The sequence below is a fragment of the Rhodococcus sp. NPDC056960 genome (assembly GCF_042674125.1).
Taxonomy (GTDB): Bacteria; Actinomycetota; Actinomycetes; order Mycobacteriales; family Mycobacteriaceae; genus Rhodococcus_F.
Map to the genome: position 1 here is coordinate 253,296 of NZ_JBHURF010000004.1, position 13,790 is coordinate 267,085.

Annotated in this window: 10 protein-coding genes; 3 read left to right on the forward strand and 7 right to left on the reverse strand. The window is 69.3% G+C overall.

Going from position 1 to position 13,790, the window contains the following annotated elements; all coding sequences use genetic code 11:
- Positions 1–77 precede the first annotated feature (77 nt).
- Positions 78–1,553, forward strand: coding sequence for an MFS transporter (locus ACFTWF_RS08440; protein WP_378460785.1), 1,476 nt, complete (start codon positions 78–80; stop codon positions 1,551–1,553).
- A gap of 109 nt (positions 1,554–1,662) precedes the next feature.
- Here the strand turns inward: ACFTWF_RS08440 and ACFTWF_RS08445 are convergent, their stop codons facing one another.
- Both ACFTWF_RS08445 and ACFTWF_RS08450 read right to left on the reverse strand, forming a co-directional pair.
- Positions 1,663–1,989, reverse strand: a complete 327-nt coding sequence (locus tag ACFTWF_RS08445) for an ArsR/SmtB family transcription factor (protein ID WP_378460786.1) — start codon at positions 1,987–1,989, stop codon at positions 1,663–1,665.
- Entirely contained in the window at positions 1,986–2,432 is a 447-nt protein-coding gene (locus tag ACFTWF_RS08450; RefSeq protein ID WP_378460787.1) for an SRPBCC family protein, read from the reverse strand. The genes ACFTWF_RS08445 and ACFTWF_RS08450 overlap by 4 nt, the downstream gene beginning before the upstream one ends.
- 207 nt (positions 2,433–2,639) lie before the next feature.
- On the opposite strand from ACFTWF_RS08450, the gene ACFTWF_RS08455 reads away from it, so the two are divergent.
- Positions 2,640–3,656 (forward strand): type IV toxin-antitoxin system AbiEi family antitoxin domain-containing protein, encoded by a 1,017-nt coding sequence (locus ACFTWF_RS08455; RefSeq protein WP_378460788.1) that lies wholly within the window; start codon positions 2,640–2,642, stop codon positions 3,654–3,656.
- Between the two features lie 84 nt (positions 3,657–3,740).
- On the opposite strand, the gene ACFTWF_RS08460 is transcribed toward ACFTWF_RS08455, so the two are convergent.
- Genes ACFTWF_RS08460 through ACFTWF_RS08470 form a run of 3 tightly spaced genes read right to left on the reverse strand, consistent with a single transcriptional unit; the run spans position 3,741 to position 6,640 of the window.
- Positions 3,741–4,451 (reverse strand): type 1 glutamine amidotransferase, encoded by a 711-nt coding sequence (locus tag ACFTWF_RS08460; RefSeq protein WP_378460789.1) that lies wholly within the window; start codon positions 4,449–4,451, stop codon positions 3,741–3,743.
- Entirely contained in the window at positions 4,444–5,697 is a 1,254-nt protein-coding gene (locus ACFTWF_RS08465; protein WP_378460790.1) for a MurT ligase domain-containing protein, read from the reverse strand. The genes ACFTWF_RS08460 and ACFTWF_RS08465 overlap by 8 nt, the downstream gene beginning before the upstream one ends.
- Before the next feature lie 25 nt (positions 5,698–5,722).
- Positions 5,723–6,640, reverse strand: coding sequence for an EamA family transporter (locus tag ACFTWF_RS08470; protein WP_378460791.1), 918 nt, complete (start codon positions 6,638–6,640; stop codon positions 5,723–5,725).
- 72 nt (positions 6,641–6,712) lie between these two features.
- Between ACFTWF_RS08470 and ACFTWF_RS08475 the strand changes: the two genes are divergently transcribed.
- Positions 6,713–7,606 carry a LysR family transcriptional regulator gene (locus ACFTWF_RS08475; protein WP_378460792.1) on the forward strand — a complete coding sequence of 298 codons (894 nt, stop codon included), beginning with the start codon at positions 6,713–6,715 and terminating at the stop codon, positions 7,604–7,606.
- Positions 7,607–7,665: 59 nt separating this feature from the next.
- Here ACFTWF_RS08475 and ACFTWF_RS08480 read toward each other — a convergent pair whose 3' ends face one another.
- Together ACFTWF_RS08480 and ACFTWF_RS08485 are read right to left on the reverse strand one after the other, a co-directional pair.
- On the reverse strand, positions 7,666–8,046 hold the full coding sequence (locus ACFTWF_RS08480) for an SHOCT domain-containing protein (protein WP_378460793.1): 381 nt from the start codon (positions 8,044–8,046) through the stop codon (positions 7,666–7,668).
- 223 nt (positions 8,047–8,269) lie between these two features.
- The gene (locus ACFTWF_RS08485) at positions 8,270–13,756 is read right to left on the reverse strand and encodes a biotin carboxylase N-terminal domain-containing protein (protein WP_378460794.1); all 5,487 of its coding nucleotides are present in this window, start codon (positions 13,754–13,756) and stop codon (positions 8,270–8,272) included.
- Between the last annotated feature and the right edge of the window lie 34 nt (positions 13,757–13,790).

The window sequence follows — 13,790 nt, forward strand, 5'->3', positions numbered from 1 at the left end:
TGTCCGGCTTGCGGGGTAAATGGTTGTTCACCTAATGTGGTGAACAACCATTTACCAGCTTGCGCGAGGGGTGACGCTTGACGATTTCGTTGCCGCGCCCACTGTCGGCGCTCGCGGATCAGCCGGTCGCACCGCCGGACTCTGCCGGCGGATCGCGTTACCTCTTCCCGATTCTCGCCTTCGCGGGCGTGTTCCAGGCCGTCCTGCAGACGGTCATGGTGCCGCTCCTGCCCAGCATGCCGACGTTCACCGGCGCGAGTCAGACGTCGGTGTCCTGGCTGATCACCACCACGCTCCTGGTCGGCGCGGTCGTCACCCCGATCTTCGGCCGGCTCGCCGACATGTTCGGCAAGAAACGGATGCTTCTCGTCGCGTTCGTCTTCATGACGATCGGCGCGCTGATCTGCGCCGTCACGTCCGACATCGCGTTCCTGATCTTCGCGCGCGGACTGCAGGGGGCCGGCGCCGCCGTCATCCCGGTCGGAATCTCGATCCTCCGTGACGAATTGCCGCGCGAGAAGGTCAACGGCGCCATCGCGATGATGAGCTCGACCCTCGGAATCGGCACCGCACTCGGGCTGCCGTTCGCGGCGTCCGTCGCCGAGTACTCCAACTGGCACGTCCTCTTCTGGGTCATCGCGGGAATCGGCCTCGCCGTCACGACGGCCGCGGCGCTGTTCATCCGCGAATCCGAGGTGCGGTCCGGCGGACGGTTCGACGGGGTCGGCGCCGTCGGCCTCACCGCGGCCCTCGTCTGCCTGCTCGTCCCGATCACGCAGGGCAGCTCGTGGGGGTGGGGAAGTCCCGCGGTGCTGGGCATGTTCGCGTCCTCGCTGTTCCTGTTCGCGCTGTGGGGGTACCAGCAGCTGCGCAACGTCAATCCGCTCGTGGACCTGCGGGTGTCGGCGCGACGGTCGGTGCTGCTGCCCCACGTCACCGCGCTGCTCGTCGGTTTCGCGTTCTACGGAAACGCCCTCATCACCACGCAACTACTCCAGGCGCCCCGCGGCGACGCCGGCTACGGACTCACGATCCTCCAGGCTGCGGTGTGCCAGCTACCGACGAGCCTGTCGATGATCGTCTTCGCGCAGGTCGGCGCCCGGGTATCCGAACGCTTCGGGTCGAAGGTGACGATCCTGTCGGGCGCGATCTGCCTCGTCCTCGGCTACGCGCTGCACACCGTGCCGCACAAGGCACTGTGGATGGTGATCGCGGCCCTCGGTGTCGCGGCGATCGGCACCGCGCTGGTGTACAGCACGCTGCCGATGCTGATCGTCCGGGCCGTGCCGTCCACGCAGATGGCTGCGGCCAACGGCGTCAACGTGCTGCTGCGGACGATGGGCACGACGATGTGCAGTGCGGTAGTCGCGACACTCCTGGCGGCGAGCATGGTCGGCGGGGTCGCCTCGGCCGCCGGATTCTCGATCGCCTACGGGGTGTGCGCGGTGCTGGCGGTGCTGGTGTTCGTCGTATCACTCGCGCTGCCCGGGCAGCGTGAACGCAGGGAAAAATTCCGTGGAATCTCTTGTGACGTAGATCACTCGTGCGTATAGTCAGTGATGCGGATCGAGGAAATGTACCTGTGAGCAGAGAAAACTCGAGAAGCAGAGATCCGGCCGAGAATGCAGAAGCATTCCCGGCCGAACCCCTGTCTGGGGGTATTCACTCCTCCATCGATTCCGCGATCTCCTTGATGGCAGACAGGCGCCGATCCCATTCGGCGCCGATCCGCTCCAGCGTCCGCGCAGTCTTGTTCAGTTCCGCGCCCAGCGCGCGGTAGCGAACCTCGCGGCCCACCTTCACCGACTCCACCAGGCCGCACGCCTGCAGTGCATTCAAGTGCTTTGCGATGGCCTGCCGCGACACCGGGAGTCGGGTGGCCAGCGACGACGCCGACTGGTCGGCCCGGCCGAGTTCGGTGAGGATCTCCCAGCGGGTCTCGTCCGACAGGGCCGCGAACACCGAGGCCAGTTCGGAGTGGGTGCTCATGCCTTCACGCCGTGCAGGTATGCGACCAGTTCGTCCAGTTCGGCGTGCCAGCCCTGGACGTTGCCCTCGCGGGCCTGCTTCTGATCGGCGACGTCGCGGTCGAGGGTGTCGAATCCGGTCTCGACGACGGTCAGTTCGGTGCCGGAGTCGTGCTCCGACAGCGTGAACCGCACCAGGGTGGAGTTGCCGATCACCGGGTCGGCGTCGATGTCGGCCGCCCACCGGAAGCCGAACGCGTTCGGTTCGTCGACCTCCGTGACCACGGCGCGGGCGGTGCCGTGCTCGTCCCACGTGAAGGCCGCCTTGCCGCCGACGCTGAGGTCGAGGGACGTGCGCTGGCCGAACCACTGGCTGATCTTGTCGGGATCCGTGATCGCCGCCCACACCGCCGATCTCGGGGCATTCACGACAACGGTCCGGGTGATGCTGCTCGATGCGTCCATGGTGGGCCACCTTCTCGACGACGATTTGATATGCAACTCCATGGTTGCACTCTCTTCGACATTCTGCAACCTCTCGGTTGCACTGCTTGCGTGAGTGGCAAAGCGTGCCCGAGGACGCATTGCCACTCACCTGGGTCATGCACCGCCTGTGGATAACCGGGTCCGTCGGAGCGATTCGTGTCGGGGACGGCCGCCACCGTTTCCGACATGGACCACGACTCATGGCAAGCACTTCTCGACGCCCAGGACGGCGTCGTCACCACGGCACAGCTACGGGCGCACGGCGTCAGTGCCACCGCACTCCGGCACCGGGTGGCCACCGGCCAATGGTTGAGGGTGCTTCCCCGGGTCATCGCGGTGACCAACGGCCCACTCACCCGCCCGATGGCCCTCTCCGCCGCGCTCCTATACGGCGGCGGTCGCGCGATCCTCAGCCACCGGACCGCGGCCGAGGAGTGGGGGATGCTCCGCATCGACGACCCGTCCGCACCGGTCCACATCACCGTGCCCTACAAGTGCTCGGCGGTGAACCAGGGGCCGACGCTACGCGCACCGGGCGGCCCACGCCCGACCTCCGCCGGCAACGCCCTCGTGCACGGCGGCGTCGTGGTCCATCGGTCCCGGGCGTTCGGGCACATCTCCGTTCCGTTCCGCCAACCCCGAACATCGAAGGCCGACACGGTGATCGACCTCGCGGTGTCCGAAGCGACCCCGAAGGACGCGGCCGCGCGAGTGATCGAAGCGGCCACCAACGGCAAGGTCCACGTCGATGCCCTCCGTCGGAAACTCGAGCTCCGGCGCCCGTACCGGCACGCGACGGACATCGCCGACGCCGTGACGCTGCTCGGCGACGGCGTCCAATCCGTCCTCGAGCACCGGTACGCGCTCGACGTCGAGAGGTCGCACGGACTGCCGGCCGGGAAACGCCAGATGCCGCACGTCGTGGACGGCCGGATTCTGTACGAGGACGTCGACTACAGCCCGACCGGTGTCCCGCTGATCGTCCGTCTCGACGGGCAGCAGTACCACAGGGGGCAGCAGTCCCGCTTCCGTGACCGCCGGCGTGACAATGCCGCGGAACTCGCCGACCGCCCGCGGCTGGTCTACGGGTGGGACGAGACCACCCGCGACCCGTGCGGGGTGTTCGAGGAGGTGCGCCGAGTGCTGGTCCGCGAGGGCTGGCCCGACACGTCGCACCGCTGTCCCGCCTGCCCACGTGAGTGAAAAAGCGTGTCCGGGCACTCTTTGCCACTCACCTGCGCAGGTGAGTGGGAAAGAGTGCGGGACTGCACTTTGCCACTCACGTGCCTAGACGCGCAGGCGCTCCCGGCGCAGCTGCTCGACCTCCGGGAGGTCGAGGGGGGCGAGTTCGTCGACGCCCAGCGCCCGCATCAGCAGCAGGTCGGCGAGTTCGGGGTTGCGGGCGAGGACGGGTCCGTGCATGTACGTGCCGATCACGGAACCCTGGACGACGCCTTCGAGCCCGTCCCCGACACCGTTGCCGACGCCGTGCGTGACCCGGGCCAGCCCGCGGGCGTCGGCGCCGAGTGTGGTTCCACCGCGGTGGTTTTCGAACCCCGACAGCGGCTGCGTCAACCCGTCGATCAGAGGGGTGGTGATGACCTCGCCGATGGATCGCGTCGCCTGCGGGGACGTGGTGACGTCGAGCATCGACACGCCGTCGACACGTTCGCCGCTGGACGTCTCGTACCAGTTGCCGAGCACCTGGATCGCGGCGCAGATCGCGAGGACGGGGGCGCCGCGTTCGGCGGCTTTCTGCAGTCCCGGGTACTGGGTGAGGTGGCGGGTCGCGAGCCGCTGCGCCGAGTCCTCCGCGCCGCCGAGCGTGTACACGTCGAGGGAATCGGGAACCGGGTCGTTCAGGGTGATCTCGACGATCTCCGCGTCGTAGCCGCGCATGCGCAGCCGCTGCCGGAGGATGAGGGCGTTGCCGCCGTCGCCGTAGGTGCCCATCACGTCGGGCAGGACCAGGCCGATGCGGACGGTCGACTCAGGCATTGCGGGCCTCCTTCGCGATGGCGGTGTTCAGGTCGCGGAAGGCGGTGTAGTTGGCGAGCACCTCGACACGTCCGGGCGGGCAGGACGCGATGGCCCGCAACGGGTTCGGGTCCAGCGTGTGCTCGACGCCGGCGTAGGTGAGGCGCACGGCCAGGTCGGTGCCGCGTTCACCCGCCGCCACCACCTTGACGCCCTCGAAGTGCTCGAACCGCACGTCCCACAGCCAGGACAGGTCCTCGCCGTCGGGGACCTGCCCGTTGACGACGATCACGAGTCCGTCGACGGTGGGGTCGATCATCGACAGCGCTTCCTGCCAGCCGGCGGGGTTCTTGGCGAGCAGCATGTGCACGGAGTGCGACCCGACCTCGACAGTGCTGTAGCGACCCGCGACCTCCTGGACGGTGGCCGCGGCGGCGACGGCGTCCTCCGCTGCCGCGCCCATCGCGACGGCCGCCGCGACGGCCTGCGCGGCGTTACCGCGGTTGGCGCGTCCGGGCAGGGCGAGGGTCATCGGGATCTTCAGGCCGTCGGGCCCGTACAGGTTTTCGTCGTCCAGCCACCAGTCGGGGGTCGGGCGCGCGAAGTCGGAACCGGTGCTGCGCCAGTGCGAGCCCTCCCAGACGATGGGTTCGCCGGTGCGCGGACAGCTGGCGGCGTCGCTGGCCCACCCGCCGCCGGCGGCGACCCAGACGACGTTCTTCGCGTCGTAGGCCACGGAGGTGACGAGGACGTCGTCGCAGTTGGCGATGACGACGGCCTCCGGGTGCGCGGCGACGCAGGCGCGGAGTTTGCGTTCGATCATGTTGATCTCGCCGACCCGGTCGAGTTGGTCGCGGCTGAGGTTGAGCAGAACCAGGGCTTCGGGGTTGACGGCGTCGCTGACGTGCGGGACGTGGAGTTCGTCGACCTCGAGCGCGGCGAGGGGCGCATGCACGCGGCTGCTCAGCGCCGCGACGATGCCGGCGTCCATGTTGGCGCCGTCCGCCTGCGTCGCGACCTCACCGAGGGTGGAGAGCGCCGCCGCGGTCATCCGGGTGGTGGTGGACTTGCCGTTGGTGCCGGTGATCACCGCGGTGCGCCGGTTGGCGCCGAGCTGCTCCATCAGTGTCGGGTCGATCTTCAGGGCGATCAGTCCGCCGATCATCGAGCCTTTGCCGCGGCCGGCCTTCTGCGACGCCCACGAGGCCGCGGCCGCCGCGCGCAGGGCGACCTTGCCGCGCGTCGTGATCCCAGTTCCAGTACTCACTCCGCGAGTTTTGCACAGGCTCCGGTCAGACGCCGACTCGCGCGGGTGCAGGTGAGTGCGGAAGTGTGCCCGGACGCACTTTGCCACTCACCTGGGTGGCGGCGGCACCGGCGATGACCACGGCCCCGCCGATCAGCGACAGGACGCTCGGCTCCTCGTGCAGCACCAGCCAGGACGCCCCGATTCCGACGATGGGAACAAGCAGGGAGAACGGCGCGACCATGCCGGCGGGGTAGCGGCTGAGCAGTGCCGTCCACAGACCGGAGCCGGCGATGGTGCCGAGGATCACGATGTAGGCGAGGCCCGCGAGGGCGAGCGGGCCGGTGCCGTCCAGTGACGAGGTCAGGGAATTCCACCCCGCGGACGGGCCCTCCACGACGAAGGACTGCGCCAGCATCGGCAGCGGCGGAATGACGCACATCCACAGCATCAGGCGCATCGGCTGGTCCGACGCGGCCTTGCGGTTGCCGATGTTGCCCACCGCCCACGACAGTCCCGCGAGCAACGTCAGGGCCACCGGCAGCAGGGCGGCGTGCTGGGCGCGGTCCCAGCCGATGAGCGCCATCCCGGCCATCGCGACGAGCAGACCGCCGACCTGCGTGGGCCGGAGGCGCTCCCGCAGCAGGACCGCGCCGAGGACCACGGTGAACGGCGCCGACGACTGCAGCACCAGCGACGCCAGCCCGGTCGGCATCCCCACGTGCATGCCCCAGAACAGGAATGCGAACTGGCCGACCCCGAATCCGAGGCCGTACACCAGCAGCCATTTCAGCGGGACCTGCGGCCGGGGTATGAACAGGATCACCGGGATCGCGATGACGAAGAACCGCAGCGCGGCGAAGAAGAACGGCGGGAAGTGATCGAGGCCCGCGCGGATGGCGAGGAAGTTGAGACCCCACAGGACGACGACGGTGAGTCCGAGCAGCCGGTCGCGGGAGGTCATGCATTCCATCGTGAGGGCCGAAAACAATCAGGACAAGCGCATAAAAGTGCATCATCGATGTAGTTTTGCTACATGGATGCGACCCGGTTACGCGTCCTGCGCGAGCTGGCCGACCGCGGGACGGTGGCCGCGACCGCGCGGGCGTTGTCGATGACGCCGTCGGCGGTGTCGCAGCAGCTCAAGATCCTCTCGCGGGAGGCCGGGGTGACGCTGCTCGAACCCGCCGGCCGGCGGCTGCGGCTCACCGATGCCGGTCAGGCCCTGGTCGTCCGCGCCGACGACGTCGTGGCCGCCCTCGACCGCGCGGCGGCGGAGATGACCGCCTACCGGGCCTCGCCGCGCGGCCGGGTGCGGGTGGCGCTGTTCCCGTCCGGTGCCGCCCTGCTGTTGCCGGGACTGCTGGACGCGCTCGCGGGCAGCGGGGTGGACGTGCAGGCGCGCGACGAGGACCTCCCGGCCGCCGCGGTGCCTGCCCTGCTCGCCGATTACGACGTGGTCCTGACCCATCGCGACGAGCGGGCCCCGGACACGTCGTCGCCGCGGGTGACGGCGGAACCGCTGATGCGCGAACCCATCGACCTGATCCTGCCGCCCGGTCATCCGCTCGCCGGACAGGATGCGGTCCGGCCGGACCAGTTGGCGGACGAGCGGTGGATCAGCGTGCGCGGCGGATTTCCCGTCGACGACGTGCTCATGTCGGTGGCCGCCGCGACCGGGGTGCAGCCGCATGTGGCGATGCGCATCAACGACTTCCGCGTCATCGAGGAACTGGTTGCCGGCGGTCACGGCGTGGCCCTGCTGGCCCGGCACGCGGTGACCAGTCGCGCGGTGGTGCAACTGCCGCTCGCCGGGGTACGCGCGGCCCGCATCTACGAGCTGGCCCGGCGACCCGCCGCCGACGACGTTCCCGCCGTCGCCACGGTGCTGCAGGCGTTCCGGGACGTCGCGGCCCGCATCGCGGACTGACCGGGCCGCACACGGAAGAAGGCCCGCCGGGTGGGCGGGCCTTCCGGGGAAACGGGTGCTCAGCTGCTCAGCGCCTTCGCCTTCAGCGTCTCGTACTCCGCCTGCGTGATGGTGCCGGAATCGAGGAGTGCCTTCGCGTCGGCGATCTGCTCGGCCGAGGACTTGCCCGCGACGGAACGGATGTAGCTGTCCTGCGCCTGCTTCACCTCCTGCGCGGCGGCCATCGACCGCTCGGCCATGCTCTTGCTCCGGGTGATGAGGTACACGAGCGCGGTCAGCAGCGGGACGAAGAACAGGAAGACGATCCAGATGGCCTTCACCCAGCCCGACGTCTTATGGTCGCGGAACAGGTCGGTGATGATGGAGAACAACAGGATCAGGTAGGCCACGAAGCCGAAGGTGACGATGATCACCCAGAGAAAGTCCCAGAAAGAGTCCATTGCAGCGCTCCATTCACAGTCGAATTCACTCTGCGCCGACTATCGCACCGACTGCAGCGGCCCGCGTCATCCGAAACAGGTGAAATGCGCGCCCGATGTGACATCGGTGCAGTGTGATCGGACTGCGGTGACATCGGGCCACCCAAAGCCCCAAAACCCACCAGCCCCGCGAAACGCCGAACGGCCGCGACACCGGTAGGTGCCGCGGCCGTTCGGGTGGGGACTACTTGCCGGCTTCGACCGCCCGGCGCATGCCGCGCTCGACCGCACCGATGATGTACGGACGCAGCTCCACGGCGGGGATGACGGCGTCGACGGAGCCGACCCGCTGTGCCCGCTGGATGTTGTGCACGGCCTCGAACTCGGCCGCGACCTCACCGAGCTTCTCGTTGCGCACCGCAGCCTGCTGAGCTGCCAGCTCGACCCGCAGGTGAGCCTGCTGCGCGTCGTTCTGGGCGCCCGCCAGGTTGGCCTCGAGCTCCCGGATCGACGGGTCGGCTGCCACTCGCGAGTTGACCTCACGGGTGAACACGACGGCCGCGGCGGGGGCACCACCGAGGACGGACGCGAACGAGCCCTCGACCGCGAGGACCTCCATGTTGTCGTTCAGTGCTCCGGAGAACACCACGAACGCGCCACCGTGGTAGCGGGAGACGACGCAGAACACGATCGGGCCGTCGAAATTGACGATGGCGCGGCCGATTTCGGCACCGTACTCGAGCTGGATGTGGCGGAGCGAGTCCGGGGACCCGTCGAAGCCGGACAGGTTGGCCAGCACCACGAGCGGACGGCTTCCGCTGGCGGCGTTGATCGCCCGGGCCGTCTTCTTCGACGACTGCGGGAACAGGGTGCCCGCGGTCCACTGGTCGGGACCGTTGGCCGGCGACCATCCCTTGCGGGCGATGGCCCGCGACTCGATGCCGATGACGCTCACCGGGTAGCCGCCGAGGTGTGCGTCGAACACGACGGATGTGTCGGCGTCCGCCATGTCGGCCCACCGCTCCAGCACCGTGTGGTCCTGGTCGACGAGCGAACGCATCACCGTGCGAATGTCGAACGGCTTCTTGCGTTCCGGGTTCGTCTCCGAGGAGAAGATGTCGCCGACCGTGGTGAAGTCGCTGGACGGGTGGACGTGCGGGAAGGACCGCACGTCGCGCCCGATCGGGTCGCTGGTCTGCGCCCGGCGCGGGAAGCGTTCCCCGGCAACGACGTACGCGTGGTCGTAGTGCGCGAACAGGATCTCGCACGCGGCGGGCAGGTTCGGCGCCCAGTACTGCGCCTCACCGTTCGGGCCCATCACGCGGTCGTAACCACCGATGCCGAAGTTGTCCTCGGCCGAGACGCCACCGGAGTAGTCGAGCGAGTTCTTGCCGGTGAGCACCATGGCGCTGTCCGGCGTCATGACGAGGATGCCCTTGGTGTGCATCAGCATCGTGGCTTCGGCGTTCCAGTAGGGCTGCGCACCGACGTTGATGCCGGCCACGATCACGTTGACCTCGCCACCGTCCTGCGTGAACGTGATGAGGCGACGCAGACCGCGGGACACCCAGTCCATGTTCTCGGTGCCGCTGTCCATGGAGATCGTCGCGCCGGACGACAGTGCGAACCACTCGACCGGGACACCCAGCTTCTCGGCCAGGTCGACACCGGCGACGAGGCGGGCGCACTCGGCTTCCGCGACGGTGCCGAGGGCCTTCGTCGGGTCACCGAACAGCGCGACGCGGGTCATGCCCTCGGGGTGCCGGTCGGTGCGGGCGGTGACGAGACCGACGACGAGGCCGGCCTTGTTCTGCCCGTACGGGCGCTCGACGGGTACCAGCTGGCCCGACTCGTCGAGGTCGTGCTCGACGAAGCTGCCGTCGCGGCCGGTGAGCAGCGGGATCAGCTCGTACGGGTAGACGGTGCCGCGAGCACGGGAGCTGCGGACCTTCTGGGTGTACGCGTCGAGCGGCTGCAGCGGTTCGGTCGGCGGTTCGGTGACCTTGACGACCACGCCGGCGCCGGTGCGGTAGGAGAAGCGCAGAGCCTTCTCCCGCGACTCCGTGCCGGGCTCACCCTGGAGCCGGGCGATGACGGTGATCTCCTCGAGGCCGGCGCCCGCGGTGAGCGGTGCCGCGACCCGGGCGAACGCCTCGAGGTCCTCGACGGGGACGTCGATCTTCGGCCACACGTACAGCACGACGCGGTTGGCGTCGAGCTTGCGCTTGCTGCCGCGGGTGGCCTGCGCGCGGCGGATGCCGTCGAGGCACGACTGCAGCACGCGTTCCGCGGCGGGAACACCGACGACCTGGCCGTCTTCGTTGCGGACCGGCGTGATGTCGCGGACCTCGGCGAGCGCGATGAGGCGTTCGTCGGTGGGGTTGTCCCGCGAGACCAGGTTGAACAGGAACGTCTCGGCGACCGCGGGGAGGCGGGTGCCGTCGAAGTTCTTCAGGCGCCACAGGTCGAGTCGCTGGCCGGTGAGCGGGTGCATGTCCCGGATCAGCGTCTCCTCCGCCAGGACACCCGCGTCCGGACGGAACGTGAACTTGCGGAGGTCGACGTCGGTGCCGCTGAAGACGGACACGGTGACGCGGCGGCAGGTGGCGGCCAGCGGCAGGGACGCCAGCGCCTTCCGCAGGTCGGCGGACATGGTGTCCGGGTCGGCGGGCGGCGCCGTCCACGACAGGTACAGGTCGAGGACGAGGTTCTCCGGGTTCACCGCGGCGACGGCGTTGATCTCGTCGAGTGCACCGGGCAGCTCGGCGTAGTCGGCGACGGCGGAGACGAGGTTCAGGCGCTCCCCGCGCAGATCGAAGTTGCCGGTGACGAAACGGCGCCCGTCGCGGTCGAAGGACGTGACGTCCTCGAGCGTGCGGATGTCGTAGTAGCGGCGGGTGACGACCTCGAGCAGCGGTCCGACGGTGTTGCTCTTGCGCGCGATCCGCTGTCCGAGGAGTTCGGTCAGCGACTGCGGGGTGGCGACCAGGGCCTCGAGGCGTTCCTGGTAGTCGGCTGCGCCGGGGTTCTCGGCGAGGTACTCCAGGCTGCCGCGGACACCGTCGTAGACCTGCTCGCGGGCCTTGCGGATCTGCGGCTCGTCGAAGAACCGGAACCGCACGTTGCGGGCGACGTTGCCGATCACCGGGTAGCGGACCTGCGTGGCGACGATGAGCCGGTCGAGGACCTCACCGAGTCCGCTGGGTGCGCGGCCCGGAGCGTTGCCGTCGTTCAGCCACCGGTCGAGCAGGGCGGCGATGACGGACACCTGGTTGTCCATGCGCTGCTGCGCGAGGAACAGGCGGTAGACCGCCTCCTCCAGCTCGCCGGTGCGCTCGAGGTCGGTGACGTCGTAGTGACGCAGCGCCCGCGACAACCGGGTCGTGAACGACTCCGGCAGGCCCTCGAGTTCGACGTCGAGGGTGTGGAGGTAGGTGTGGAAGTGCTCGCGCGGGCTGTGGACGCGCTCGTCACCGTCCTCCTCGGCGGCGGTGGGACGGTTACGCCCGATCTCGCAGATGTCCGCGAACGTGTTCAGCAGGGCGAGTTCCGCCTGCACCAGGTCCGGGTCGCCCGCGATCTCGGCGCGGAGCTTCTCGTATGCGGCGAGCAGCTGTCCGGCGCGCTTCGCGCTGACGTCGTAACCGGTGAGCAGCGCGCCGAGGGCGTCGATCTGCTCGAGGGCATCGGTGCGGGTGTCGCCCTTCGACGCGGGGGCGGCGACCTGGAACTCGACGCGCGGCGACTTCGGAGCGGCGGACTCCTCCGCGGTCTCCTCGACGCGCAGCAGTGCGGTGCCGGCGTCGACCTGCGAGTTGACCATCGCGAGGACTTCGCGAACCCGGCCCGCGACGGGCGCGCGGACGGCGGTCTCCATCTTCATGCTCTCGAGGACGACCAGCGTGTCGCCGACCTCGACCTCGTCACCGACGGACACGGGGACCGCGACCACGACCGCGGGGGCGGGGGCGCGGACGACGCCGGCCTCGTCCTGGCTGATCTGGTGGCTGATGCCGTCGACCTCGACGAGGTACTGGGCGCGGCCGGCCACCGACACCACGTGGTGGCGGCGGGTGCCGACGACGAGGCGGCTCTCGAACTCGCTGAGCCGGTCGACCTCGACCTCGACGTCGGGGCTGTCGCCGTCGACGCGGTAGCGGTGCGCACCGACCTGCGTGACGGTGAGGCCGTAGGCCTGACCCTGGTAGCTGAGTTCCACCTTGCGGCCGATGGCGTGACCGGCGCGGGGGCGTCCACCGCGGGCGGACGACAGGAATGCCTCGCGCTCGAGCTTCTCCTCGGCGTCGTAGACGTCGATGGCGGCGGCGATCAACGCGACGTCGGCCACCTTGGTGGGGGTCGTGACGCTGCCGACACCGGTGCGGTCGAGCCAGCCGGTGTCCGCGGACGCGGAGATGACCTCTTCGCGGTCGAGCAGTTCGAGGAGGAACGACTTCGTGGTGGTGCCGCCCTGCAGGACGACCGTGGTCTCGCGCAGTGCGGTGCGCAGACGGGCGAGCGCCTCGGAGCGGTCGCGGCCCCAGGCGATGACCTTGGCGACCATCGAGTCGTAGTCGGGCGGGATGACGTCGCCCTGGGCGATGCCGGTGTCGACGCGGAGACCGGAGCCGAGCGGGAACTTCAGCAGCTGCACGGCGCCGGGGGCGGGGGCGAAGCCGTTGGCGGCGTCCTCCGCGTTGAGGCGGGCTTCCACGGCGTGACCGAACTCGGGCGGGCAGTCGCCCACCAGGCGCTCGCCGTTCGCCACGAGGATCTGCAGCTTCACGAGGTCGAGGCCGGTCGTTGCCTCGGTGATGGGGTGCTCCACCTGCAGTCGGGTGTTGACCTCGAGGAAGGTGAAGGACTTCTGCTCCGGCTGGTACAGGTACTCGACCGTGGCCGCGCCGTGGTATCCGGCAGCACGCACGAGGTCGGCCGAGACGGAGCGCAGGTTGTTCGACTGCTCGTCGGTGAGGAGCGGTGAGCTGGACTCCTCGATGACCTTCTGGTTCTTGCGCTGGATGGAGCAGTCGCGGACACCGGGGGCCCACACGTTGCCGTGCTTGTCGGCGATCACCTGGACCTCGACGTGGCGGGCGTCGGTGACGAGCCGCTCGATGAAGACGACGGGGTCACCGAACGAGCGCTGCGCCTCGCCCTGGGTGCGTTCGAGGGCGAGTTCGAGCTCGTCCTCCGACCACACCTTGCGGATGCCGCGGCCGCCGCCGCCGGAGCGGGCCTTGATGATGAGGGGGTAGCCGATGGCCTGCGCGTGACGGCGGGCGTCGGCGCGAGTGGAGACGGGGCCACCGCTCCACGGCGCGACCGGCACGTCCACCTTCTCGGCGAGCAGCTTGGCCTCGACCTTGTCGCCCAGCAGTCGCATCGACTCGGCGGGCGGGCCGATGAACGTGATGCCGAGCTGGTTGCACACCTCGACGAACGCGGGGTCCTCGGCGACGAAGCCCCAGCCCACCCACACGGCGTCGGCCTTGCTCTCGCGCAGTGCGCGGGCCAGCTCGGCGTGATCGAGGTAGGCAGTGCCGGTCTTGACTGTGCGCAAGCACACACCTTCGTCGGCCTGGCGAACGAACATCGCGCGGCGTTCAGCCTCGGTGTGAAGGGCGATCGTCCGGATGCCGTAGTTGTGTTCGGCGTTCAGTTCGCGCACGGCACGAATCAGGCGGACCGCCGCCTCGCCGCGGTTGACTATCGCTATTCGCTTGAACATCAGTTATCGCTCCGTTTCCGTAAAACTCATTGAT

Excerpts from the sequence above, each read along its gene's own strand:
- ACFTWF_RS08445 (WP_378460786.1), bottom strand. The coding sequence starts at position 1,989 with ATGAGCACCCACTCCGAACTGGCCTCGGTGTTCGCGGCCCTGTCGGAC.
- ACFTWF_RS08450 (WP_378460787.1), bottom strand. The coding sequence starts at position 2,432 with ATGGACGCATCGAGCAGCATCACCCGGACCGTTGTCGTGAATGCCCCG.
- ACFTWF_RS08455 (WP_378460788.1), top strand. The coding sequence starts at position 2,640 with ATGGACCACGACTCATGGCAAGCACTTCTCGACGCCCAGGACGGCGTC.
- ACFTWF_RS08460 (WP_378460789.1), bottom strand. The coding sequence starts at position 4,451 with ATGCCTGAGTCGACCGTCCGCATCGGCCTGGTCCTGCCCGACGTGATG.
- ACFTWF_RS08470 (WP_378460791.1), bottom strand. The coding sequence starts at position 6,640 with ATGACCTCCCGCGACCGGCTGCTCGGACTCACCGTCGTCGTCCTGTGG.
- ACFTWF_RS08475 (WP_378460792.1), top strand. The coding sequence starts at position 6,713 with ATGGATGCGACCCGGTTACGCGTCCTGCGCGAGCTGGCCGACCGCGGG.
- ACFTWF_RS08480 (WP_378460793.1), bottom strand. The coding sequence starts at position 8,046 with ATGGACTCTTTCTGGGACTTTCTCTGGGTGATCATCGTCACCTTCGGC.
- ACFTWF_RS08485 (WP_378460794.1), bottom strand. The coding sequence starts at position 13,756 with ATGTTCAAGCGAATAGCGATAGTCAACCGCGGCGAGGCGGCGGTCCGC.